At 37.1% G+C, this 23,485-nt stretch carries 25 protein-coding genes; 13 read left to right on the plus strand and 12 right to left on the minus strand.

Annotated elements, in window-relative coordinates; genetic code table 11:
• Positions 1-50 precede the first annotated feature (50 nt).
• Positions 51-1,154: a DNA-processing protein DprA gene (gene dprA / locus CLV94_RS07380; RefSeq protein WP_121375763.1), complete on the plus strand. Its 1,104-nt coding sequence runs from the start codon at positions 51-53 to the stop codon at positions 1,152-1,154.
• 32 nt (positions 1,155-1,186) lie between these two features.
• On the opposite strand, the gene trpS is transcribed toward dprA, so the two are convergent.
• On the minus strand, positions 1,187-2,161 hold the full coding sequence (trpS, locus tag CLV94_RS07385) for a tryptophan--tRNA ligase (RefSeq protein WP_121375764.1): 975 nt from the start codon (positions 2,159-2,161) through the stop codon (positions 1,187-1,189).
• Positions 2,162-2,286: 125 nt separating this feature from the next.
• On the opposite strand from trpS, the gene CLV94_RS07390 reads away from it, so the two are divergent.
• Positions 2,287-3,048, plus strand: coding sequence for a lysophospholipid acyltransferase family protein (locus CLV94_RS07390; RefSeq protein ID WP_121375765.1), 762 nt, complete (start codon positions 2,287-2,289; stop codon positions 3,046-3,048).
• 71 nt (positions 3,049-3,119) lie between these two features.
• Here CLV94_RS07390 and CLV94_RS07395 read toward each other — a convergent pair whose 3' ends face one another.
• The 4 genes from CLV94_RS07395 to recA all read right to left on the minus strand — a co-directional run bounded on the left by CLV94_RS07395 (position 3,120) and on the right by recA (position 6,909).
• Positions 3,120-4,811, minus strand: coding sequence for an outer membrane beta-barrel protein (locus tag CLV94_RS07395; protein ID WP_121375766.1), 1,692 nt, complete (start codon positions 4,809-4,811; stop codon positions 3,120-3,122).
• Positions 4,808-5,353, minus strand: coding sequence for an RNA polymerase sigma factor (locus CLV94_RS07400; RefSeq protein WP_121375767.1), 546 nt, complete (start codon positions 5,351-5,353; stop codon positions 4,808-4,810). The genes CLV94_RS07395 and CLV94_RS07400 overlap by 4 nt, the downstream gene beginning before the upstream one ends.
• Positions 5,354-5,376: 23 nt before the next feature.
• The gene (locus tag CLV94_RS07405) at positions 5,377-5,805 is read right to left on the minus strand and encodes a hypothetical protein (protein ID WP_121375768.1); all 429 of its coding nucleotides are present in this window, start codon (positions 5,803-5,805) and stop codon (positions 5,377-5,379) included.
• Between the two features lie 99 nt (positions 5,806-5,904).
• Positions 5,905-6,909: a recombinase RecA gene (gene recA / locus CLV94_RS07410; protein WP_121376260.1), complete on the minus strand. Its 1,005-nt coding sequence runs from the start codon at positions 6,907-6,909 to the stop codon at positions 5,905-5,907.
• 151 nt (positions 6,910-7,060) lie between these two features.
• On the opposite strand from recA, the gene CLV94_RS07415 reads away from it, so the two are divergent.
• The 3 genes from CLV94_RS07415 to CLV94_RS07425 are packed head-to-tail and all read left to right on the plus strand — an operon-like array spanning position 7,061 to position 9,494.
• Positions 7,061-7,795, plus strand: coding sequence for a lysophospholipid acyltransferase family protein (locus CLV94_RS07415; RefSeq protein ID WP_121375769.1), 735 nt, complete (start codon positions 7,061-7,063; stop codon positions 7,793-7,795).
• Positions 7,796-7,799: 4 nt separating this feature from the next.
• Positions 7,800-8,795, plus strand: a complete 996-nt coding sequence (locus CLV94_RS07420) for an acyl-ACP desaturase (RefSeq protein ID WP_121375770.1) — start codon at positions 7,800-7,802, stop codon at positions 8,793-8,795.
• 48 nt (positions 8,796-8,843) lie between these two features.
• The gene (locus CLV94_RS07425) at positions 8,844-9,494 is read left to right on the plus strand and encodes an HD domain-containing protein (protein ID WP_121375771.1); all 651 of its coding nucleotides are present in this window, start codon (positions 8,844-8,846) and stop codon (positions 9,492-9,494) included.
• Between the two features lie 38 nt (positions 9,495-9,532).
• On the opposite strand, the gene CLV94_RS07430 is transcribed toward CLV94_RS07425, so the two are convergent.
• From CLV94_RS07430 to CLV94_RS07455, 6 genes are all read right to left on the minus strand, one after another.
• Complete coding sequence (locus CLV94_RS07430; protein ID WP_121375772.1) at positions 9,533-10,315, minus strand: enoyl-CoA hydratase/isomerase family protein; 783 nt, start codon at positions 10,313-10,315, stop codon at positions 9,533-9,535.
• 34 nt (positions 10,316-10,349) lie between these two features.
• Complete coding sequence (locus CLV94_RS07435) at positions 10,350-11,765, minus strand: sensor histidine kinase (RefSeq protein ID WP_121376261.1); 1,416 nt, start codon at positions 11,763-11,765, stop codon at positions 10,350-10,352.
• 56 nt (positions 11,766-11,821) lie between these two features.
• On the minus strand, positions 11,822-12,379 hold the full coding sequence (locus CLV94_RS07440; protein ID WP_121375773.1) for a CopD family protein: 558 nt from the start codon (positions 12,377-12,379) through the stop codon (positions 11,822-11,824).
• Positions 12,363-13,721, minus strand: a complete 1,359-nt coding sequence (locus CLV94_RS07445; RefSeq protein ID WP_121375774.1) for an MATE family efflux transporter — start codon at positions 13,719-13,721, stop codon at positions 12,363-12,365. The genes CLV94_RS07440 and CLV94_RS07445 overlap by 17 nt, the downstream gene beginning before the upstream one ends.
• A gap of 1 nt (position 13,722) precedes the next feature.
• Positions 13,723-14,754: a ferrochelatase gene (gene hemH / locus CLV94_RS07450; protein WP_121375775.1), complete on the minus strand. Its 1,032-nt coding sequence runs from the start codon at positions 14,752-14,754 to the stop codon at positions 13,723-13,725.
• 148 nt (positions 14,755-14,902) lie between these two features.
• Positions 14,903-15,775, minus strand: coding sequence for an AraC family transcriptional regulator (locus tag CLV94_RS07455; protein ID WP_121376262.1), 873 nt, complete (start codon positions 15,773-15,775; stop codon positions 14,903-14,905).
• Positions 15,776-16,046: 271 nt separating this feature from the next.
• Here CLV94_RS07455 and hemA point away from each other — a divergent pair, with 271 nt between their 5' ends.
• The 8 genes from hemA (at position 16,047) to CLV94_RS07495 (ending at position 22,856) form a co-directional block, all read left to right on the plus strand.
• Complete coding sequence (hemA, locus tag CLV94_RS07460; RefSeq protein ID WP_121375776.1) at positions 16,047-17,306, plus strand: glutamyl-tRNA reductase; 1,260 nt, start codon at positions 16,047-16,049, stop codon at positions 17,304-17,306.
• Positions 17,299-18,216 carry a hydroxymethylbilane synthase gene (hemC, locus tag CLV94_RS07465; protein WP_121376263.1) on the plus strand — a complete coding sequence of 306 codons (918 nt, stop codon included), beginning with the start codon at positions 17,299-17,301 and terminating at the stop codon, positions 18,214-18,216. The genes hemA and hemC overlap by 8 nt, the downstream gene beginning before the upstream one ends.
• 24 nt (positions 18,217-18,240) lie before the next feature.
• Positions 18,241-18,915, plus strand: coding sequence for a uroporphyrinogen-III synthase (locus tag CLV94_RS07470; RefSeq protein WP_121375777.1), 675 nt, complete (start codon positions 18,241-18,243; stop codon positions 18,913-18,915).
• A 76-nt stretch (positions 18,916-18,991) separates the two neighbouring features.
• Complete coding sequence (hemE, locus tag CLV94_RS07475; RefSeq protein WP_121375778.1) at positions 18,992-20,014, plus strand: uroporphyrinogen decarboxylase; 1,023 nt, start codon at positions 18,992-18,994, stop codon at positions 20,012-20,014.
• A 60-nt stretch (positions 20,015-20,074) separates the two neighbouring features.
• Positions 20,075-20,449 (plus strand): hypothetical protein, encoded by a 375-nt coding sequence (locus CLV94_RS07480; protein ID WP_121375779.1) that lies wholly within the window; start codon positions 20,075-20,077, stop codon positions 20,447-20,449.
• 6 nt (positions 20,450-20,455) lie between these two features.
• Entirely contained in the window at positions 20,456-21,358 is a 903-nt protein-coding gene (gene hemF / locus CLV94_RS07485; RefSeq protein ID WP_121375780.1) for an oxygen-dependent coproporphyrinogen oxidase, read from the plus strand.
• Positions 21,359-21,419: 61 nt separating this feature from the next.
• A complete protein-coding gene (gene hemB, locus CLV94_RS07490) occupies positions 21,420-22,412 on the plus strand; it encodes a porphobilinogen synthase (protein WP_121375781.1) in 993 nt (330 codons plus the stop codon).
• Positions 22,413-22,466: 54 nt separating this feature from the next.
• Positions 22,467-22,856, plus strand: a complete 390-nt coding sequence (locus CLV94_RS07495) for a c-type cytochrome (protein WP_121375782.1) — start codon at positions 22,467-22,469, stop codon at positions 22,854-22,856.
• Positions 22,857-22,906: 50 nt separating this feature from the next.
• Here CLV94_RS07495 and CLV94_RS07500 read toward each other — a convergent pair whose 3' ends face one another.
• The gene (locus tag CLV94_RS07500) at positions 22,907-23,350 is read right to left on the minus strand and encodes a DUF1573 domain-containing protein (RefSeq protein ID WP_121375783.1); all 444 of its coding nucleotides are present in this window, start codon (positions 23,348-23,350) and stop codon (positions 22,907-22,909) included.
• Positions 23,351-23,485 lie beyond the last annotated feature (135 nt).

A 23,485-nucleotide genomic window follows, 5' to 3' on the forward strand; every position in this document is an offset into this window, starting at 1 on the left:
TATTAACAATCTCAACAAAAAGTCTTTTCTTTGAAATTCAATTATTTGCCATGCACGAAGAAGAATTATTTTATCTATTAGCCCTACAAAAAGTAGAATTGGTCGGCGATGTTGTTGCCAAAAAACTGCTCACTCACTTTGGAAACGCCAAAGAAGTCTTCCAATCGAAGGCGTCAAAATTGGAATGTATTGACGGTATTGGAAGCGTTTTGATCAAAAATCTTAAAGATAAATCTGTTTTTAAAAAAGCAGAAGACGAACTGCGATTTCTTAAAGCCAATGCAATCGAGGTCCTTTACTTTCAAGATGAAGATTATCCCGAAAAGCTAAAACATTGCATTGATAGTCCAGTCTTGTTGTTCGCTTCAGGAAATTTCAATCTAAAAAATAGAAAGATAATCAGCATAGTCGGAACACGCCAAATTACTTCTTATGGAATTGAATCTTGTAGGAAACTAATTTCAGATTTAGCTCCGTTAGATCCTGTGATCGTAAGCGGTTTTGCCTATGGAGTTGATATTGTTGCACATCAAGCAGCAATGGAACATAATCTGCAGACTATAGGAATTGTTGCCCATGGATTAAACCAGATTTATCCTAAAATCCATAAAAAGTATGTAGCCAAGATGCAAGAAAATGGCGGTTTCATGACTGATTTTTGGAGTACTTCTAATCCTGACAAAGAAAATTTTGTGCGCCGTAATCGAATTGTAGCCGGCATGTCTGAAGCGACCATCGTCATCGAATCGGCAGAAAAAGGAGGCTCTTTGATAACTGCAAATATGGCAAATGATTATAATCGAGATGTTTTTGCCTTTTCCGGAAGAGCGACAGATAAATACAGCCAAGGCTGTAATAACTTGATCAAGGCCCAAAAAGCCCATTTGCTTACCTCCGCCGCAGACCTGATTTATATATTAAACTGGGATTTAGACCCTGAAAAGACAAATACTGTCCAAAAGAAATTATTTGTGGAATTGGATTATGAAGAGCAAATAATCTATAATTATCTGCAGGCAAGAGGTAAAGAATTGATGGACATCATTGCTTTGGAGTGCAATTTCCCAATTTATAAAATATCGTCTCTGCTTTTAAATATGGAATTAAAGGGAGTTGTTCGTCCTTTGCCAGGAAAATTATTTGAAGCTGTTTAAAAATAAAAACCCCGCTATTGCGGGGCTCTTAACTAATATCCTAATTTTTTTCGTACTCTTTCCAAAACTACATTGGCTACGGCCTTTGCTTTTTCAGCACCTTGAAATAACGCTTTGTCAACTTCTTCCAGATTATTCATGTAGTAATTGTATTTTTCTCTTTCGACTTTGAATCTTTCAAGAATCAATTCGAATAAAGCCTGCTTGGCATGGCCCCAACCGAAATCACGATTTACATTTTTATATTTTTCGGTCATTTCTGCTAACTGGCTTTCATTAGCAAGCAACTTATAAATAGCAAAAATCTTGCAGGTATCTGGATTTTTTGGTTCTTCCAAAGGCGTGCTGTCGGTTTCGATCGACATTACTTGTTTGCGAAGAGCCTTATCATCCAAAAATATATTGATGATATTGTTTGCCGATTTGCTCATTTTGCCGCCATTGGTTCCAGGAACATATTTCGTGTCTTCTTGAAGATACGATTCTGGCAAGACAAAAGTTTCTCCCATCTGATGGTTAAAACGGGAAGCCACATCACGCGTTATTTCGATATGCTGCAATTGGTCTTTCCCGACAGGAACGAATTCTGCATCATACAAAAGAATATCTGCGGCCATAAGCATCGGGTAGGTAAACAAACCTGCGTTTACATCATCTAATCTATCGGCTTTGTCTTTAAACGAATGCGCCAAAGTCAATCTTTGGTATGGAAAGAAACAGCTCAAATACCAAGACAGCTCTGCTGTTTGAGGAACATCCGATTGGCGGTAAAAGATCACTTTGTTTATATCGACTCCACAGGCAAGCCACGTTGCAGCTGTACTGTACGTGTTTTGGCGTAATGTTTCTCCATTTTTAATCTGCGTAACAGAATGCAAATCGGCAATAAAAAGAAAAGTTTCGTTTTCTGGCTTGTTTGATAATTCAATAGCCGGAATAATCGCTCCTAGCAAATTTCCTAGATGAGGCGTTCCCGTGCTTTGAATTCCTGTGAGTATTTTTGACATAATAACTTAATTTCTGCAAAGGTAAATGTTTTAGCAAAATGTAAGGTTTGAATTCTTACATTTGGAAAACAAAATTTAAGAATCAACTTCTGTCCTCTAAAGCAATCTTATGATACACATTCTGCATGCGTCTTTTTAAAATATTTTTTTGGGTCCTTTGGAGAATTTGGTTCTATTTTTTGATGGGACTTCCCATTATCATTATGCTTCCTTTTTTGCTAGTTTCTATCTTAAAAGAAAAATGGTATCCTTATTTCTTTGTCTTGGCTAGGATTTGGGCTAAAATCATTCTTTTCGGAATGGGCTTTTATTATAAAGTAGAGCGTGAGCAGGAACTTGAAGAAGGCAAAAGTTATATGCTTGTATCGAATCATACATCGATGACGGATATCATGCTGATGCTTGCACTCGTACGCAACCCATTTGTTTTTGTGGGAAAGAAAGAATTGGCCAAGATTCCGCTATTCGGATTTTTTTATAAAAGGACGTGCATCTTGGTAGATAGAAGCAGTTCTAAAAGCCGAATGGAAGTATTTAACCGTGCCCAAAAAAGATTGGAGCAAGGATTGAGCATCTGCATTTTTCCAGAAGGCGGTGTTCCTGATGACGAATCGGTGCTCTTGGATGAATTCAAAGACGGTGCGTTTAGATTAGCACTAGAACATCAGATTCCGATTGTTCCTATGACATTCGCAGATAACAAAAAAAGATTTTCATATACTTTTTTGAGCGGAAGCCCAGGTTTGATGAGAGCAAAAATCCATCATTTTATAGAAACAAAAGGGAAAGATGTGGGCGATAAAAAAGAAATCAAAGAACTTCGAGAAGTAGTGAGAGAGATTATTTATCAGCAACTCTTGAAATTTGGCCACAAAAAAAGCGCCTAACCACGACGCCTTTTTCTGTCATTAACGTATTAAGTAATGACGAACCTAACTAAACTATAAAACCAACTAATCTAAAAGTTAAAACTTATTCCGGAATACAAGCCTATAAAATAAGGCTTAAATCCTCCTGCATTTTCGCTGAATGTATTGATTTGGTATTTCAACTTTGGCTCAACATTCGCTTCAAATGATTTCCAAAATTTATATTTAAATCCAATTCCGATATTAGAGGTAAAAGAAACATCGTTCAAATTCGATGCCTTTCCTATACTAGTCGTCATACCAGGCGATACTACAGACAGGCTGTTTTCGTTTAAGAACAGCGTACTCATTCCCCCGATTAACTCTATTCCAAATTTGCTATCTATAAGTTTATACGAAAGTTCTACAGGAACTTCCACATAGCCCATCGTTTGGTTTAGATGTCCGGCTTTTTTTCCAGGAACATCATCAAATGAGACCAAGTTCGTGGCCGTATTGTCTTCTACAATTATAACTATGGCAGAAGAACTTTCTTGGATGTTGCTAGAAGCCATAATACCTCTAGAATTAACATCCGACAAGCCTGCATAATACACAATATCATTTGTATTATAACCCAAAGTTAATTTGTTGATTCCGCCACGGACAGACCATTTTTTGTTTAATGCATAATTAACGCCTACGCCAAAACTAAGGTTCTTGTCGTAGCTTTTATTATTATCTGCAAATTGCTGGGCGATAGGGGAACCGTTGGAAGCAGAGCTAAAATAAATAGGGGCTACGTTGGACGTAATTTGCCACCTATTTACTTTAGTTTCTGTAACCGCTTGTTGTTTTTTTTCTTTTTCTTTTAGCAATTCTTCCAGCGGATTAGGTTCGACAGTAGCAACAGCTGCCGAATCTTTTTTTTGTTTCTCGAAAGCGTCAGTATTAAAAGCAATTCGAGAAGTGTTATTTTGATTTTTATCGATCAGATTTTTGTTTTGTATGGTCTTGTCATTTTTCTGAACGTTGTCATTTTGTTTTTTTTCAACTGAAGCAAGCTGCTTTTCGTTTCCGTTCAGATTTTCTTGATTGGCTAAAGCTTTGTTTTTATTACTTGCATTCTCATTAAGTAGTTTTTCAGAACTATTTTCTTTATTTCCAGAATTTGCGATAGTGCTCGTATTATCACCTTGAGTATTCTTTTTATTAACAGTTTCTTGATTGGCAAGGCCTGTATTGTTGTCTTTTAAGGTCTGATTTTTAAAATTACTTATGCTTTTATTAGTCCTGTTTTTTATGATATTGTCCTTTTTTGCATTGTTGCTGTCGGTATTATCTTGGGTAGCAACTGCTTTGTTTTTTACATAGTTTCTTTCTAATGCATTAGACTTGTCAGGTCTGTTTTGTGTTGCATTTGTACCTTCTGATTCGTTTTTTGATGATGTATTTTTTTCTAAATCCGTATTTTCAGCCTCAGTAACAACTTCGTTGCTTTTTACAGGGCTTTTCATAGGAACTAATTCGTTTGTCCCGCCATTATTTGAATTGTTTTTTTCTTGATTTACAACTCCGTTATCAGTTTCCGAAGAATTGTTGATTAATCCATCTCCGATTACGAATCCGATAAGCAATATTGCGGCAACACCCGAAAGCCTAAACCATAATGGAATGACTCTTCTCTTCTTTTTCTTCCTAAGTTCGGCTTCTATATTGTCCCAGACTGCAGGCGAAGGTGTCGCTTCAAAGTCCTTGAACTTTTCTTGAAAAAGCCGTTCTAAATTTTTTTTCTCACTCATTTTGCTGCTGTATAATTTCCGTTTCGGGCCTGAGCTTCTATTTTTTCTTTTAAAATCATTTTTGCACGTGCAAGATTTGATTTTGTTGTTCCTGTTGTGATGTCAAGCATATCGGCAATTTCTTTATGCGAATAGCCGTCCATTACATACAAGTTAAAAACCAATCGGTACCGGTCGGGTAATTCTTGAATAATTTTCATTAAAAATTCAAGTGTCACATTTTCATCATCAATCTCAACTTCTGCTTCATCAGGAATAGTATCATTTACGATTTCAAAAACAGAACTGCCTCGATATTTTTGCAGGATATTGTTCACCATTACTCTTTTTGCCCAGCCTTCAAAAGAACCCTTGAAATTAAATTGTCCTATCTTGCTGAAGATAATCAGGAACCCATCCTGGAGATTATCTTCGGCTTCCACATAATTTCGCGAATACTTCAAGCAGACACTGAACAATTTAGGAGAGAGCAACTTATATAATTGTTCTTGAGCTTTTGTATCATTATCTCTGCAATCGTATATGAGTTGTTCTAAACCCAAAGTTTTCCTGTATAAATTAAAAATTATTGTTGAACTACTGGTACTTCATACTCCAAGAAACGGTTATTTCCATATTGATCTTTTCCTTGATAAAATTTGAAAACGTAAGAACCGGTGCTTGTTGGCAAGAAATCAAATGAAGCCTCAACAGGTTCTTCATCTAATTCAGTACAAGAATCACTGTGCATAACGCTTGTCTGTACCGCTATTGTTCTAACATTTGAATCTCTTTCATAATAAAAGCCTTCAAAAAAATGACAGCTTGTAGGTCTTTTATAATACACTTTTATGGTATACGTCTGTCCCAAGACAAAACTTTCAGGAAATACTGCGCTTTCTGTAGGAATCAGTTCAAAGTGGTAATTAACGTTGTCATCGTCGCCTAATTCGCAGGAACTAAAGACAGTGACAGCGATAATTGCCAGAAATAAAATTGAAATTAACTTTTTCATTTTTTTGTATTACTATTTATGCTTTATTGTGTAGATGAAGATTTATGCTAAAGGTTGCGTTTGGATATAAAAAAACCCGAAATTTTCGGGTTTTTATTTTTAACTATTATTTTCTTTAATCAGCGATTTGATTTTCAGCTCTAATTCTTCAGCCAATTCTGGATTGTCTTTGATTAAGGCTTTTACCGCATCTCGACCTTGGCCGAGTTTGGTGTCGCCATAGCTGAACCAAGAACCTGATTTTTTCACGACTTCAAATTCTACTGCCAGATCTAAAATTTCTCCAGTTTTAGAAACTCCTTCACCATACATAATGTCGAATTCTGCTGTCTTGAACGGCGGAGCCACTTTGTTTTTTACGACTTTTACTTTTGTTCTGTTTCCGATTACGTTTTCTCCATCTTTAATCTGCGAAGATCTTCTGATGTCTAAACGAACCGAAGCATAAAATTTCAAGGCATTACCACCTGTTGTCGTTTCTGGATTTCCGAACATTACACCGATTTTTTCACGAAGCTGGTTGATGAAGAAAACCGTACAATGCGTTTTGCTGATTGTTCCGGTTAATTTTCTCAAGGCTTGTGACATCAATCTAGCGTGAAGTCCCATTTTTGAATCTCCCATTTCGCCTTCAATTTCGCTTTTCGGCGTCAAAGCGGCAACAGAGTCAATTACAACAATATCAATTGCGCCAGAACGGATTAAGTTTTCTGCAATTTCTAAAGCTTGCTCTCCGTTGTCTGGTTGTGAAATGATAAGATTTTCTACATCTACGCCTAATTTTTCTGCATAACTTCTGTCAAAAGCATGTTCCGCATCAATAAAAGCAGCAATACCGCCAGCCTTTTGAGCTTCAGCAATCGCATGCAAAGTTAATGTGGTCTTACCCGAAGATTCAGGTCCGTAAATTTCAATAATTCTTCCTTTTGGATATCCATTCACTCCAAGAGCTAAATCCAATCCTAAAGATCCGGATGAAATCGTTTCTACTTCTTCAACAGCACGGTCACCCAGCTTCATTACGGTACCTTTACCGTAGGTCTTATCTAATTTATCAAGCGTTAGTTGCAACGCTTTCAATTTGGCTTCTTTCTCTGAACTCATTTTTTCTTTCATTTATAATTGGCACTTATTTTTCGTAAAAATAGTTCTTTTTTTCTACGTAGCAAGCGTTATTTTTTGATACAATTTTGCTATTTCTCAATTAAAATAAACAAAAATATAATTAGTACTTTTGCGGTGAATTATAATAACTATGGAGAAACTTATTTCATACCCAATTTCGGCAGTATACTATCTGTTTTTTGGATTGTTTTTAGTGATTTTTCATCCCATCCAGTGGATTTGTTTTAATGTGTTTGGGTATCAGGCGCATAAAAAAAGTGTCGATTACCTAAATTTATGCTTATTAAGGACAACGCATCTTCTGGGAACAACGTATAAAGTTGAAGGAAGAGAATTGGTTCCTAAAGGAGTTCCCGTAATTTTTGTCGCCAACCACCAAAGCATGTACGATATAGTTGCCATCATTTGGTTCTTCAGGAAATCGCATCCGAAATTTGTTAGCAAAAAAGAATTAGGCAAAGGAATTCCAAGCGTTTCTTACAATTTAAGACATGGAGGTTCCGTTTTAATAGATAGAAAAGATCCAAAACAAGCTGTACCAACAATCAAAGGCTTGGCGGAATATATTGAAAAACACAATCGTGCAGCAGTCATTTTTCCGGAAGGAACCCGAAGCAAAGACGGAAATCCTAAAGAATTCGCCCAGACGGGATTGAAAATTTTATGCAAGAATGCACCATCGGCAGTTGTAGTTCCGATAACCATAAACAATTCTTGGAAAATTGTTAAATATGGCTTTTTTCCTGTAGGTTTAGGAAATCGCCTTACCTTTACCGCTCATAAGCCAATTTCAGTGGCACAAGTTCCTTTTGATGAATTGATGAAAGAGACAGAAAAAGCTGTAGTTGAAGGAATAAAAAATTAAAATTATGTCTATAAAAAACATTCGTCTAGAAGTAATGCAGTTTCTAGAGAAAAATATTGATACGTTCGTTGATCAATATCTGATTCCTGTGGAGAAGATATGGCAGCCTTCTGACCTTTTGCCAGATTCTCAAAAAGAAACCTTTTTTGAAGACGTAAAAGAATTAAGAGAGATTGCAAAAGAATTGCCTTATGATTTCTGGGTAGTTTTAGTCGGCGATACAATTACTGAAGAAGCGCTTCCAACGTATGAGTCTTGGCTTATGGATGTGGAAGGTGTTAATCAAGTTGATGAGGGTGGAAATGGCTGGTCTAAATGGGTCAGAAATTGGACCGGAGAAGAAAATCGTCATGGAGACCTTTTGAACAAATACCTTTATCTCTCAGGTCGTGTGAATATGCGCGAGATTGAAATGACTACACAGCATCTGATTAATGACGGATTTGATATAGGAACAGGAAGAGACCCGTATAAAAACTTTGTCTATACGAGTTTCCAAGAATTAGCTACGTATGTTTCACACAACAGGGTTTCTCAAATTGCAAAGAAATTTGGAGACAACAAATTGTCAAAAATGTGCAAGCTGATTGCGGGTGACGAAATGCGTCACCATCATGCCTATTCTGAATTTGTAAATAGAATTTTTCAAGTAGACCCGAGCGAAATGATGCTGGCTTTCCAATATATGATGAAGCAGAAAATTGTGATGCCGGCTCATTTCTTGAGAGAATCGGGTGAAAAGATAAGTACTGCTTTCGAACAATTTTCAGATTCAGCACAAAGAATCGGAGTGTATACAGCTACCGATTATATTGAAATCATGCAGAAATTGATGGACAAATGGGAAATCGGTAAAATTTCAGGATTGACTGATGAAGCCGAAAAAGCCAGAGATTTCTTGATGAAACTTCCGGCAAGGATGGCCAAGATTTCAGAACGATTAGTAATTCCTGCAGAATCCCACATTTTTAAGTGGGTAGAACCTGCAACATTAAAATAATAATCGAATCCTTTCTTCACAGAGAGGATTTTTTTTCTCAAATAAATTATGGACAAGATACTAATAGAAAAGACGATTGCTTTCGTAAAAGAAAAACTTAAAGATGCCGAAGGCGGACACGACTGGTTTCACATCGAAAGAGTCTATAACAATGCGTTGAATATTGCTCAGTATGAAAATTGCGATAATACTATTGTTGCCTTAGGAGCTTTGCTGCACGATATTGCCGATAGCAAATTTCATGATGGAGATGAAACCGTTGGCCCGAAATTGGCTTGGGAGTTTCTTGAAAAGCAAAACGTTTCTGAAGATACAATCATCCACGTAGTAAACATCATCGAAAATATTTCTTTTAAGGGAGGAAATTTTGAACGCAAGTTTTCTTCCATTGAACTCGATGTCGTGCAAGATGCCGATCGTTTGGATGCGATTGGAGCGATTGGTATTGCCAGGACTTTTAATTATGGTGGATTTAAAAACAGGCCGCTTTACAATCCGGAAATTGCTCCTAACCTGAACATGAGCAAAGAGGAATATAAAAATTCCGTTTCACCAACAATCAATCATTTTTATGAGAAATTGCTGTTGCTGAAAGACAAGATGAATACCAAAACAGGAAAATCGATAGCAGAGGAAAGACATGCCTATATGGAGAAATTCCTAGAACAGTTTTTTGCAGAATGCGAAGGAAAGAGATAATAAAAAGCCAGAATTTATATTCTGGCTTTTTTGTTTTATTATTTTCCAGTAAAGACCGGCTTTCTTTTTTCTAAGAAAGCACCTGTTCCTTCTTTAAAATCTTCAGTTCCAAAAGCATCACCAAAGTTTTTGATTTCGACAGCATAGCCGTCGACACCGTCTTTGAAATTGGCATTGATTGCCTCGATTGCCATTCCGATAGCAACCGGAGAATTTTTCATGATTTTCTGCGCTAAAGTAGTTGCCAATTCTACTAATTCAGACTGTGGAACAACGTGATTCACTAATCCTGATGCTTTAGCTTCTTCGGCAGTTAACATTCCGGCAGTCATGATTAATTCCATTGCTTTTCCTTTTCCGACTAATTGAGGCAGTCGTTGTGTCCCGCCATACCCTGGAATAACACCAAGAGAAACTTCTGGCAAGCCCATTTTTGCATTATCAGAAGCAATCCTAAAATGACAGGCCATAGCCAATTCTAGGCCACCACCTAAAGCAAAACCATTAACAGCAGCAATGACTGGAGTTTTTAAATTTTCTACAAAATCAAATAAAGACGATTGTCCTTTTGCCGCTAATTCCGCTCCTTCCGAAACCGAAAAGTTGGCAAATTCAGAAATATCAGCTCCAGCAACAAAAGCCTTGTCGCCGCTTCCTGTCAATATAATTACACGTACACTATGATCTTTGTCTAAGGTGTCAAAAGCGGTATGCAGTTCTTCAATAGTTGCCTTGTTTAAAGCATTTAATTTTGTAGGCCTGTTGATTGTTATCGTGGCGATTCCGTTTTCAGAAGTCGCTAAAATATTTTCGTAATTCATATCTAAAGGTTGTTTTATTGTTCGTTTCGCAACATTACATTTTGATTATGGGAAGGAAAACACAAAAAACAGTTCCCTTTCCAGAAGCTGTTTCAAAAGTAATCGTTCCATTATAATTTTCAATGATATTTTTGATGATTCCCAATCCTAAGCCCATGCCGCTGTTTTTGGTCGTAAACTTGGGCTCGAAAATTCGGTTGAGGTTATCTGTTTCAATGCCTGTCCCGTTGTCTTGGACGCTGATCAGCACTTGATTTTCTTCTTTTTTCACAGAAACAACTACTGATTTTTCTACCTGATTTTCTGGAATAGCTTGGATTGCATTTTTCACCAGATTGGTTACGACACGAATCAATTGCGTACGGTCCATAATCGTGATGATTTCTTTTTCTTCACTTCGAAATTCGATATAATCTTCATTGAAAATATCCAAAGTAAGCTGTACGACATCTACGACATTTAATGTTTCATTCTGCTGCGCAGGCATCGAAGCAAAGTTTGAAAAGGCTGAGGCTACCGAACTCATCGTATCAATCTGCTGAATCAACGTATTAGAATAGTCCGTCATTTTTTGCTTGACATCAGGGTCGTTCGGGTCAAATTTTCTTTGAAAACTCTGAACCGTCAATCGCATTGGTGTCAACGGATTTTTGATTTCATGGGCAACTTGCTTAGCCATTTCGCGCCAGGCCTGTTCTCTTTCGCTTTGGGCTAATTTTGTGGCACTTTCATCCAATTCTTCCACCATCGAATTGTAGGCATGAACGAGCAAGGCAATTTCCTTGCTGCTTTCTTCGAGCTCAATCTTTTCGTTTTTTTGGTTGAATCGGGTTTCCGTAATCTTGTCGGTAATCGATTTTAGGAATTTGGTAATGTAGCTCGATAAGAAATACGCCAAGACAAAAGCCACAATCAACATGATGGAATATACTTGGCCCAAGCTGATTAAAAAGTTTCGCAATTCTCGCTCATAAAATCCGTCATCTGGAATGTACGGAAGATTCAAGATGCCCAAAGGCTTAAACTTTGTATCCTTGATCTGCGTATACGAAGAGCGAAATTTCATTCCATCGATGCTTTGTACGTCCACATACCTTTTGTCCATAGAAGATTGCACCAATTTCAAAATATAATTGGGAATCGGAGGTAAGATCGTATCAACAGTAAAAGAAGCCTTAGATGATTTTAGCAGTTTCCCATCTAAACTGTAAATATTGATAGCCAAGCTATGAATGTCGGCCAGTTTGTAAATTTCATCCTTGAAAATAAGAGGCAGGTTTTCTGAAGTCAGCGGATAAGTTGTCGTGCTCAGAATGTAATTGATGTGTTCTTTGACAGCAGTTTCACGACGTTCGAGACGTTCTTCGTGGTATTCTTTTGCCGCGGTCTTAAACTGATAAACCGAAAGAGAAGCCATCAGAATTGACGAAATCAAGGTCAGGAAAATCATCGAGAGGAAGATTCTGACACGAAGCGACAGGCGTTTTATTTTGATTGGTTTCAGCATTAAGACTGGTTTCTTTCCCGAATTCTTTTATAAAATTTAAAGCCCAACATGATGATTATGGAGAACAGCATGATTCCGATTACTCCAAAAATCCAGTTGACGGCATTTTTCAAAATTACCAAAAAAACTACTGCGAAAAGTATAATTGTCGCACCTTCATTCCAAAGGCGCATAAAATTTGAAGTATGTTTTACCTCGTCATTTTGCAATTGCTTGAATATCTGATGGCATTTTAAATGATACAAATACAAAGCAAAAACAAAGCCAAGCTTTACGTGCATCCAAGATTGCTGCAACCAAAAATTTCCTTGAGGCGTAAAAAACAACATCCAAAAAGCAAAAATACTAGCCAAGACTGCCGATGGCCATGTGATAATGTACCATAAGCGATACGTCATGATTTTGTATTGCTTCTGCAGGATTTCTTTCTCTGGAGATGCTTTTTGCGAAGCTTCAATTTGATAGACAAACAAGCGGACAATATAGAACAATCCTGCAAACCAAGTGATTACGAAAATCAAATGAAGGGATTTTAAATACTCATAATAATTTTCCATCTGTAGTTTCGATTAAATTCTCGTTCATTTCTTTCTTTAGGAAAAGTCCTGTTATGATTGTGGAAAGGATATCAGCAATTGGAAAAGCAACCCATACGCCAAAAATACCCAAAAATGTCGGCAAGATAAGCACCAGTGGAATTAAGAAAAAGCCTTGTTTGGTTAAAGTCAGGAATAATGCTTTCTTGGCTTTTCCGGCGGCTTGGAAATAGGCTGCCCCGATTAATTGTACGGCAATAATGGGTGAAGCCGCAAAAACCCATCGCAAAGCATTTGGAGTTTCTGCAATTACGTTAGTATCTGTCGTGAAAACAGCAACAATTGATTTAGCAAAGAATAAGATAATCACAAAAATCAAGATGGCCAAAAATCCAGCATATTTTATAGAAGTCAAAATGGTTTCTTTGACGCGATTGTAATTTTCAGCACCGTAATTATATCCTGCGATAGGCAAAAAAGCTTGCGTGATTCCCAAAACAGGAAATAAGGCAAACATCAGCATACGGCTGATGATTCCATAAACGGTTACAGAATGTTCGCCACCATAGGTATATAATGTATGGTTTAAGATGATAGCCAAAATACTGACGACTCCTTGTCTTGAAAAAGTCACGAAGCTCAAGGAAGTGATTTCTCGGATGATTTTTTTGTCAAATCTAAAATGATGAAAGTGCAGTTTCATTTCACTTTTGGAAACAAAAAACCATAACACAAACAAAAAACAGCTGGTATAGGAAATAAGAGTTGCCATGGCGGCACCAAAGATTCCCATATCTAAAAATTTAATAAAAAGAATATCGAGAAGTATGTTTACAAAGGCAGGAATAATCATCGATACCATGGCAAATTTTGGCTTTCCTTCGGCTCGAATGACATTATTTCCCATCATGCAGAGCGCTAAAAAAGGGACTCCAATTAATACAGGAAAAAAGAACTCTTTTGCTGGTTCCATGATGTTTCCGTTGGCTCCGAAAAGCAACAGCATTTCTTCACTGAAAAATAATCCGAGAAACACGAAAATAGAAGAAAGGCAGAAAGTCATCATGACCTGATTCGCAAAAACGGTAATGGCTTTTTCTTTATTGCCAGAACCCAATGCTCGCGAAAGCACCGAACCGCCGCCAACACCTATTGCCATTCCTAAAGAAGAAATCAAAAAGGTTATCGGAAGAACAACTGTCACAGCAGCAATCGCTAAAGAACCGACCCATTGGCCGACAAAAATGGTATCCACCAAAATATTGACCGACATAAACAAAATTCCGACCGAAGAAGGAATGGCTTGCTTGATCAGCAGTTTTTTGATGTCCTGCGTTCCTAATTCTTCTGAGGTGACGGCCATATCAGATGGCTAGTTTTTCGGCAAACGCCCATTCTTTAATCCAATTGGTCACGGTTTCGACCCAGCTATCGTTATCGTTTAAGCACGGAATTGCCAAAAATTCTTGGCCTCCATTTTCTACGAAATCTTCTTTAGCACGCATGGCGATTTCTTCTAAAGTTTCAAGGCAATCGGTTACAAAAGCAGGTGTTACTACGGCGATTTTTTTGATTCCTTTTGCCGGCATATTGTTGATTTCGATATCAGTATAAGGCTCCAGCCATTTGTCACCAGCAAGCCTAGATTGGAACGTCTGGCAGTATTTTTCTTTTGGAATGTTTAGTTGTTCGACCACAAGTCTTGTAGTTTCATAACATTGGTGGCGGTAGCAAAACGCATGCGCTGCCGATGGAGTCGAACAGCAAGAACCGTCTATTTTACAGTGTGATTTTGTTACATCTGTTTTTCTGATGTGACGCTCTGGTATTCCATGGTAGGAGAAAACGAGCTGATCATAATCAAATCCTTCCAAATGTTTTTTCATTAAGTCTGCTAGATTTTTGATATAGTCTGGTTTATTATAAAATGCTGGAACATCAGTAAATTTCATGTGAGGAAATTTCTTCTTCCTGATTTCTTCTGCCAAAACTAGAATTGTCAATGTTGAAGCCATCGCATATTGCGGATACAAAGGGAAAAGCAATACTTCGGTAACACCTTGTTCATGCAATTCTTGAAGTCCTTTTTCAATTGTCATTTCGCCATAACGCATCGCCAAAGCGACAGGAATTTCGGTTTTTGCTTGTACTTTTCTGTGCATCCTTTCAGAAAGAACCATTAAAGGAGAACCTTCCTTCCACCAGATTTTTTTATAAGCATGAGCCGATTCTTCAGGACGTTTTCTCAAGATAATGCCTCGAACTAATAAGGCTCTTAAAAGAAATGGTACGTCGATAACGTACTTGTCCATTAAAAATTCATCAAGATATGGTTTTACGTCTTTGGGCTCAGGACTTTTGGGAGAGCCAAGGTTTACTAATAATACGCCTTTCATCTAATTTGTTTTTTTTTCCTAACCCTGTCAGAGTTTCAAACTCTGGCAGGGTTACTATTTAAAATTTTATTTGTAAAAGTAATCTCCGTTATAAATTATACAGACTGGATTAACTATTTTTTATTGATTGTTTAATGTGCAAAATTGATTAGCTGGTTACTGCAATCGACATCAGGTATTTTTTCGGTGTTGTGCCAAATTTTTTCTTGAACGCCGCGATAAAGTGGCTGGCTGTGCTATAGCCTATTTTGAGCCCGACTTCATTGACATTATAAGAACCGCTGTCTAATAATTTTCTAGCAAATTCCATTTTGTAATCAAAAAGAAAACTATAAACACTGTCGCCATAAATCTGCTTGAAGCCCATTTTCAGTTTTTTCAGATTGATGCCCACTTGGTCGGCCAGTTCTTGCAATCCTGGAGGCTCGGCCATGTTGGCAATAACAATATCTTTAGCCTTTCTGATTTTGAGTACATTGTCTTCATCTACCAAAAACGGACATTGTTCTGCATTTGGATCTTCACTTCGATTGAAATAAAGGCTCAACAATTCATATGCTTTTCCTTTAAAATAAAGATTTTTAATCGACGGATGTAGGTTGAAATTGAAAAGCTGATTCAATACAATCGACATCGACGGACTAATCGGTTCGTCTTTATAATATTTTTTGTCTTTGTTTTCCTCACTCAAAAAAGGAATATAATCCGCTTCTGAAGAAAACAATCCGTGGAATTTTTTAATAGAAATCAATACAGAAATTACCCAAGAATGTGGCGCTATTTCCAAATGCACTGGAAGCTCTTTTTGCGGGTTATACAGAAAAAGAGAAAGGTCTTCTTTTAGGTCGAGAGCATAGCGTCCTTGGTTGAAAATAAACTTCGCCCGGCCTTTTATGCCAAAGTGAAACTGAATCAGATCCACGTTAACTTCGCGCTCAAAATGGGAAGTTTCATCGCTGTCATTTTGAAATCGGATGATGATAAAATCGTCTTCAATCTTGATCTCTTCGGGTGAACTCATAGCGGTATTTTTTTTCTCGTAAATTTGAAAAGCAGAAAGATTTTTATTTAGAATGGTTCTAAACAAAAAAGCTGTCAAATGCTGATTTCACTGCAAATTTAAAGTTTTTCTAATTTATAATGGCTAAAATTATCAAAATATCTCACAGCGACATAAATAGTACTTTCAGCGTTACTTTTATAAAATGTATAAGTATAATTTTGTGGTGTTCGAATGAAAATCCATTTTGTGATTTTTGCTTCGTTTCAAAAAGATATTTTAAGGTAACACTATGAATAAAAATAACTTGTCAAAGCATCACTACTTCTATGCGGTTGGATTGAGTTACAAGAAGGCGGATGCAGAGATTAGAGGGAAATTCAGTTTAGGAAATGAAGCTAAATCCGCAGTTTTGCAACAGGCAAAAGAAGATGGGATCGGCAGTTTGATTGTTACTTCCACATGCAACAGAACCGAAATCTATGGTTTTGCAGAGCATCCGTTTCAGTTGATCAAATTGCTTTGCAATAATAGCCAAGGAACGGTAGAAGAATTCCAAAATGTAGGCTTCGTATATAAAAATCAGGAAGCGATAAATCATATTTTCAGAGTAGGAACCGGATTGGACAGCCAAATTTTGGGTGATTTTGAAATCATCAGCCAGATAAAGACAAGTTTTTCTGAAGCAAAGTCACAAGGCTTGGCTAATGCTTTTATGGAAAGATTGGTGAATTCGGTCATCCAGACTAGCAAAAAAATCAAAAATGAAACCGAATTAAGCTCTGGAGCAACTTCTGTTTCCTTTGCTTCGGTTCAATATATAATGAATAATATTGCTGATATCAGCACTAAAAACATCCTGCTTTTCGGAACAGGAAAAATAGGGAGAAATACTTGCGAAAATTTAGTAAAACACACCAAAAACGACCATATCACTCTTATAAACAGGACAAAAGATAAGGCAGAAAAAATTGCTGGAAAATTCAACCTGATTGTAAAAGACTATGATTTGCTGCCGTTGGAAATTCCAAAAGCAGATGTGTTAGTGGTAGCAACAGGAGCAAGCAATCCTACGATTGATGAAGCCATTTTAGATATAAATAAGCCACTTTTGATTTTGGATTTGTCCATCCCAAAAAATGTCCATGACAATGTCAAAAGCATTCCAGGCGTAACAGTTGTTCATTTAGATGACTTGTCTAAGATTACGGATGTTACGTTAGAAAACAGGAAAAAACACATCCCTCAGGCCGAAGCGATTATTGAAGAAATGATGGAAGAATTTACGACATGGGTAAATGGCAGAAAATTTGCGCCTACGATTCATGCGCTAAAAGAAAAACTGAATTCTATTAAAGATACAGAATTGAGCTTCCAGCGAAAAAAAATCAGTAATTTTGATGAAGAACAAGCTGAAATCATCAGCAAAAGAATCATCCAAAAAATAACGACGCATTTTGCCAATCATCTAAAAGACAATGATACTATGGTAGATGAAAGCATCGAATGGATTGAAAAAGTTTTTCAGATTGAAGCTTCAAAAAATGAATAAAACGATCCGAATAGGAACCCGCGACAGCCAATTAGCACTTTGGCAAGCTCATACAGTTGAAAAAAAACTTAACGATTTAGGGTATAAAACAGAAATTGTTGCCGTGAAATCTACTGGCGATGTTATTCTTGACATCCCACTTTACGAATTCGGAATTACAGGAATTTTCACGAAAACCCTTGATATGGCCATGATTAAAGGCGAAGTAGATATTGCTGTGCATTCTTTAAAAGATGTCCCGACGGCTTTACCAAAAGGTATTGTCCAGACCGCAGTCTTAAAAAGAGCCAATCATCAAGATATTTTAGTACACAAAGGCAATTTAGATTTCCTGCATTCCAACGGAACTGTTGCTACAGGAAGCTTGCGTCGCCAGGCACAATGGCTGCACCGCTACCCAAACCATCAGGTGGTCGATTTGCGTGGTAATGTCAATACGAGGTTGCAGAAATTAAAAGATAATGACTGGAATGGAGCTGTTTTTGCCAAAGCCGGTTTAGAAAGAATCGAACTTTTGCCAGAAAATCATACCGTCCTTGATTGGATGATTCCTGCTCCAGCACAAGGCGCGATGGTTATCGTTGCGATGGACAATGATGATTTCTGCAAAGAAGCAACAGCAAAATTGAACCATTTCGAGAGCGAAATATGTACGCATATCGAGCGTCAGTTTTTGAAAACGCTGGAAGGCGGCTGTACGGCGCCAATTGGAGCTTATGCAGAAGTAATCGACAACAAAATCCGTTTTGAAGGCGTACTTTTTTCAATAGATGGAAAAGAAAAAATCGAAATAGAAAAAACAGTAGAAGTAACGCACTATAAAAACTTTGGACAAGAAGCAGCACTTGAAATTCTAGTGAATGGTGGTCAAGAACTGATGGAAATAATCAAGAGAGACCTAAAGAAATAGTCTTTTCTTTAAAACGTCAGTACGATGCCTGAACCAATTCGAATTTTATCCACTAAAAAATTACTTCCCAACCAGAAGCAGTTTTTGCTGAATGCCAATTTCTCTGTCATCGAAGCCGATTTTATTGAAATTGTAAGGAAAGATTTTGAACTGGAAGGTTCTTTTGAAAACATGATTTTTACGAGCCAAAATGCCGTAAAAAGTTTTCTAAAAAATGAAAAAGCAAAAGGCCTGAAAGATAAAAAAGTCTTTTGTGTCGGGATAAAAACCAGAACGTTATTAGAAGAAAACGGCTATAAAGTTGCAGTTTCAAGAGAATATGCTTCGGAATTATCAGAAGTCATCGTACATGATTTTCAAAAAGAAAGTTTTGTTTTTTTCTCTGGAAATCTAAGACGAGAAACATTGCCAGAAACCTTAAAGAAATCCGATATAGTTCTTCAAGAAATCGAAGTATATGAAACAAAATTGACGCCACAAAAAATAAATTCACCAGCAGACGCATTACTTTTTTTTAGCCCGTCAGGAGTCCAAAGCTATTTAAAAGACAATAAAATTGAAAACCAAAACTGCTTCTGTATCGGAACGACAACAGCAGCAGCTTTAGAAAAAATAACTGACAAAATAATAATCGCAAAACAGCAGACCGTTGAGAATGTGATTATTCAAGCCATAAATTATTATAACAAAAAGCTTTAGGCATTACGCCTTAAGCAAAATTTAAGTCATAAATGAAAGCTTAAAGCCTAGAGCTTATAGCCTAAAGTAAATAAAAATGATAAAAAACGACCTTTTCCTAAGAGCCCTAAATAAAGAAACTGTAGAACGTCCGCCAGTTTGGATGATGCGTCAGGCCGGAAGATATTTACCGGAATTTATTGCATTGCGTGATAAATATGATTTCTTTACGCGTTGCCAGACACCAGAATTAGCAGCAGAAATCACAGTACAGCCCATTCGAAGAATTGCACCTGATGCCGCGATTTTGTTTTCTGATATTTTGGTAGTGCCGCAGGCAATGGGAATCGAAGTCTTGATGAAAGAAAGTGTCGGTCCGTTTTTACCGAATCCGATTAGAACGCCTCAAGATGTAGAAAAAGTAATTGTCCCGAACATTCATGAAACCTTGGGTTATGTGATGGATGCTATTAAGCTGACGAAAGAAATGCTGAATGATGAGGTTCCGTTGATTGGATTCGCGGGTTCTCCATGGACGATTTTTTGTTATGCCGTGGAAGGAAAAGGATCTAAAAGTTTTGATACTGCCAAAGGATTTTGCTTCACGCATCCAGAAGCAGCTCATGTTTTATTGCAGAAAATTACCGATACGACCATTGCTTATCTGAAAGAAAAAGTAAAAGCAGGTGTGAATGCAGTTCAGGTTTTTGATAGTTGGGGAGGAATGCTTTCGCCAGTCGATTACCAAGAATTCTCATGGAAATACATCAATCAGATTGTAGAAGCATTGGCTCCAGAAACGCATGTTATCGTGTTCGGGAAAGGCTGTTGGTTTGCCCTAAATGAAATGGGAAAAAGCAAGGCATCGGCTTTAGGTGTAGATTGGACGTGTTCGCCAAGAAACGCCAGATATTTGTCAGGAGGAGACATTACGTTGCAAGGAAACTTTGACCCGTCAAGACTGCTTTCACCGATTCCGACCATCAAAAAAATGGTTACAGAAATGATCAATGAGTTTGGCAAGGACAAATTTATTGCCAATCTTGGCCATGGAATTTTACCAAATATTCCTGTCGACCATGCGAAAGCATTTGTAGATGCCGTGAAAGAATATAAATAGATTTCAGGTTGCAGATTTCAGGCCGAAATCAAAAATCAAAAATCTAAAAATCAAGATAAAATGCTGACCAAAGGATTACGAGACGAAGAAAATGAAAGAATCAACACAATTCTAAAACAGTTGATTTCCTTGACCTACATTCCCGAAAATTGGAATTTAGATGAATTGGATAATCAATTAAAGCACTTAGCACTGACTTTTGAAAGTATTTCAAGTTTTTCTTCTGACGAATTGATTCAGCATTTGGAAAAATTTCACTTTGATTGGATAAACGCAGAACAATTTGCAGATTTTTTGGTACTGCTTTCGGCAAAATCTGATGAATCAAAAATAGGATTAAAAGAAAAAGCAGTTGCTGTTTACGAATACATCCAAAAAGAAAGCAAGACGTTTTCTTTTGATATTTTCAATAAGATTACTGCCGCAAAAGCATAAATTATAATGAAAAACAAATTTTACGCTTACATACAAAATCTTCAAGATACAATAACTGCAGGACTTGAAAAAATGGACGGCCAAGCCAAATTCAAAGAAGATATTTGGGAACGTACAGAAGGCGGAGGAGGCAGGACTCGTGTTATTGAAAACGGAGCTGTTTTCGAAAAAGGAGGCGTCAATATTTCTGCTGTACATGGTCCGTTGCCAAAAGCAATGCAGGCTTATTTTAATGTGGGCGATGTTGATTTCTTCGCTTGCGGATTGAGTTTGGTCATCCATCCTAAAAATCCAAAAGTACCTACAGTTCATGCCAATTGGCGTTATTTTGAAATGTATGACAAAGAAGGAAATACGGTCAACCAATGGTTTGGCGGAGGTCAAGATTTGACGCCGTATTATTTGTTTGAAGAAGATGCTAAGCACTTTCACCAGACTTGTAAGACAGCTTGTGATAAGCACAATCCAGAATTTTATCCGAAGTTTAAAAAACAATGCGATGACTATTTTTGGAATGCACACAGAAATGAAGCTCGAGGAATAGGAGGCTTGTTTTTTGACCATTGCAAAGCTTCTGAGGAATTTACGTTAGAGAATTGGTACGATTTCGTAACAGAAGTTGGGAATAGCTTTCTTGAAGCCTATGTGCCGATTGTAGAAAAAAGAAAAAATCTAGAATATTCACAGGAAAACAGAAACTGGCAGGAAATCCGCCGCGGACGTTATGTAGAATTTAATCTGGTTCACGATAAAGGAACGCTCTTCGGATTAAAAACCAACGGAAGAATCGAAAGCATTCTGATGAGCTTGCCGCCACACGTGCAATGGGTTTACGACCATCATCCAGAAGCAGGAAGCGAAGAAGAAAAACTAATCAAAATATTAGAAAACCCAATAGATTGGTTATAAATAAACATCGATTTTAAATTTCGGTTTCAACCAAAATCCAAAATCCAAATCCAAAATAATTATGTTTCCATTACAAAGAAATCGCCGTTTAAGAACCAATGAATCCATCAGAAGCTTGGTTCGTGAAACTCATTTATCACCAAACGATTTTATGTTTCCGATGTTTGTGGCAGAAGGAAAAGACTATCAAATTGAAATTCCGTCAATGCCGGGAATCTACCGTCGTTCTTTAGATCTGACCGTAAAAGAAGTCAAAGTGCTTTGGGATTTGGGAATCAAGGCGGTCAATATCTATGTAAAAGTGGATGACAAATTAAAAGACAATACAGGAAAAGAAGCGTGGAATAAAAACGGATTGATGCAGGAAACGATTCGTGCGATCAAAGATGCCGTTCCCGGAATGATAGTAATGCCTGATGTTGCTTTAGACCCCTATTCAATTTATGGGCATGACGGAATTATCGAAAAAGGACAAATCATAAATGATGCGACAGTCGATGCCCTAACGTTGATGAGCTTGAGTCATGCAGAAGCAGGAGCCGATTTTGTAGCGCCAAGCGATATGATGGACGGCCGTGTTTTGGCAATCCGAAAAGCACTTGAAGAAAATGGACACCACAATGTAGGAATTATGAGTTATAGCGCTAAATATGCTTCCTCTTTTTACGGTCCGTTTAGGGAAGCTTTAGACAGTGCTCCTGTTGATGTGAACGAAGTTCCAAAAGATAAAAAAACATATCAGATGGATTATGCCAATAGAATTGAAGCCATTAAAGAAGCGCTTCATGACGTTGAAGAAGGAGCCGATATTGTGATGGTAAAACCAGGGATTGCCTATCTGGATATTGTAAGAGAAGTAAAAAACGCGGTAAACGTCCCTGTTTCTGTATATCAAGTTTCAGGAGAATATGCCATGGTTAAGGCAGCGGCAGAAAGAGGCTGGCTAGATCATGACAAGATTATGATAGAGCAGCTGCATTGTATCAAAAGAGCAGGAGCCGATATTATTTCTACTTATTTTGCGAAAGAAGCGGCTATCATTTTAAACAAATAATTAATTATCACCAACCCTGAAAGGGTTTCAAACCCTTTCAGGGTTTTTAATACTATGAAAAATCTATTTATTATCCTCTCAATCTTATTTCTTGCTTCTTGCCAAAAAGAAGAAAAAAAAGAATCGTTGTATCCAGAAACAACATTATCTGCTGAAGAAAAACAACTACAGCTGGGACAAGAAATATTTGACGGAAAAGGAATGTGCTATTCCTGCCATAAACCCGACCAGAAAGTTATTGGGCCAAGTATTATACAGATTGCAAAAATTTACAAAGAGAAAAATGGCGACATTAAATTGTTCCTGAAAGAGAAAAGCAAGCCGATTGTAGATCCGAGCCAATACTCTGTGATGAAAACAAATTTCGCGATTACTAAGACTTTTTCTGAAGAAGAATTAAAAGCATTAGAAGCCTATTTCTATAGTCACTTAAAAGATAAATAATAAGAAAAGCCATCTTTTTGAGATGGCTTTTCTTATTCTATAAATCGAGATTATGATTGTGGCTCGATAACTTTTCCTTTGATAGTCAAGATTTTTGGAGTCTCAGTATCGTTAGTTGTTACAGTAACTGATTTTGAGAATGGGCCAGGGCTTGCTGCATTATAAGTTGCAGTTACGCTAGCTGTTTCTCCTGGTTTGATAGGAGTTTTTGTATAATTTGTTGCTGTACAACCGCAAGATGCTTTTACGTTTGTAATCAAAATAGTTTGTTTTGTTGTGTTTTTGAAAGTAAAATCAAAAGAAGCTGGTTTTCCTTTTGCAATATCTCCAAAATCATGAACGTCAGATGTCCAAGTTACTAGAGATGGTTTTGATGCTGGTTTTGCAGTCGCTGCAGCTTGTGTTTTTGCTGGTGCTGCTGTTTGTGCGAATGAAGAAGCGCTTAATAATAAGGCTCCAGCTAAAGCGAAAAATGATAATTTTAATGTTTTCATAGATCAGAAATTTTAAATTAATTTTAGATTTAGTGATTGGTGTTCCAAATGGACAATACAAATGTATTTAGTTTTTTTAATAAAGATGTTAAGCATTTTGCAACTCTTGTTAATGACTTGTTAACGGGTTGCTTT

The organism is Flavobacterium endophyticum, from assembly GCF_003634455.1.
GTDB lineage: Bacteria > Bacteroidota > Bacteroidia > Flavobacteriales > Flavobacteriaceae > Flavobacterium > Flavobacterium endophyticum.

Coding starts and splice junctions, on each gene's coding strand:
- dprA (WP_121375763.1), top strand. CDS start 51: ATGCACGAAGAAGAATTATTTTATCTATTAGCCCTACAAAAAGTAGAA.
- trpS (WP_121375764.1), bottom strand. CDS start 2,161: ATGTCAAAAATACTCACAGGAATTCAAAGCACGGGAACGCCTCATCTA.
- CLV94_RS07390 (WP_121375765.1), top strand. CDS start 2,287: ATGCGTCTTTTTAAAATATTTTTTTGGGTCCTTTGGAGAATTTGGTTC.
- CLV94_RS07395 (WP_121375766.1), bottom strand. CDS start 4,811: ATGAGTGAGAAAAAAAATTTAGAACGGCTTTTTCAAGAAAAGTTCAAG.
- CLV94_RS07405 (WP_121375768.1), bottom strand. CDS start 5,805: ATGAAAAAGTTAATTTCAATTTTATTTCTGGCAATTATCGCTGTCACT.
- recA (WP_121376260.1), bottom strand. CDS start 6,909: ATGAGTTCAGAGAAAGAAGCCAAATTGAAAGCGTTGCAACTAACGCTT.
- CLV94_RS07415 (WP_121375769.1), top strand. CDS start 7,061: ATGGAGAAACTTATTTCATACCCAATTTCGGCAGTATACTATCTGTTT.
- CLV94_RS07420 (WP_121375770.1), top strand. CDS start 7,800: ATGTCTATAAAAAACATTCGTCTAGAAGTAATGCAGTTTCTAGAGAAA.
- CLV94_RS07425 (WP_121375771.1), top strand. CDS start 8,844: ATGGACAAGATACTAATAGAAAAGACGATTGCTTTCGTAAAAGAAAAA.
- CLV94_RS07430 (WP_121375772.1), bottom strand. CDS start 10,315: ATGAATTACGAAAATATTTTAGCGACTTCTGAAAACGGAATCGCCACG.
- CLV94_RS07435 (WP_121376261.1), bottom strand. CDS start 11,765: ATGATTTTCCTGACCTTGATTTCGTCAATTCTGATGGCTTCTCTTTCG.
- CLV94_RS07440 (WP_121375773.1), bottom strand. CDS start 12,379: ATGGAAAATTATTATGAGTATTTAAAATCCCTTCATTTGATTTTCGTA.
- CLV94_RS07445 (WP_121375774.1), bottom strand. CDS start 13,721: ATGGCCGTCACCTCAGAAGAATTAGGAACGCAGGACATCAAAAAACTG.
- hemH (WP_121375775.1), bottom strand. CDS start 14,754: ATGAAAGGCGTATTATTAGTAAACCTTGGCTCTCCCAAAAGTCCTGAG.
- CLV94_RS07455 (WP_121376262.1), bottom strand. CDS start 15,775: ATGAGTTCACCCGAAGAGATCAAGATTGAAGACGATTTTATCATCATC.
- hemA (WP_121375776.1), top strand. CDS start 16,047: ATGAATAAAAATAACTTGTCAAAGCATCACTACTTCTATGCGGTTGGA.
- hemC (WP_121376263.1), top strand. CDS start 17,299: ATGAATAAAACGATCCGAATAGGAACCCGCGACAGCCAATTAGCACTT.
- CLV94_RS07470 (WP_121375777.1), top strand. CDS start 18,241: ATGCCTGAACCAATTCGAATTTTATCCACTAAAAAATTACTTCCCAAC.
- hemE (WP_121375778.1), top strand. CDS start 18,992: ATGATAAAAAACGACCTTTTCCTAAGAGCCCTAAATAAAGAAACTGTA.
- CLV94_RS07480 (WP_121375779.1), top strand. CDS start 20,075: ATGCTGACCAAAGGATTACGAGACGAAGAAAATGAAAGAATCAACACA.
- hemF (WP_121375780.1), top strand. CDS start 20,456: ATGAAAAACAAATTTTACGCTTACATACAAAATCTTCAAGATACAATA.
- hemB (WP_121375781.1), top strand. CDS start 21,420: ATGTTTCCATTACAAAGAAATCGCCGTTTAAGAACCAATGAATCCATC.
- CLV94_RS07495 (WP_121375782.1), top strand. CDS start 22,467: ATGAAAAATCTATTTATTATCCTCTCAATCTTATTTCTTGCTTCTTGC.
- CLV94_RS07500 (WP_121375783.1), bottom strand. CDS start 23,350: ATGAAAACATTAAAATTATCATTTTTCGCTTTAGCTGGAGCCTTATTA.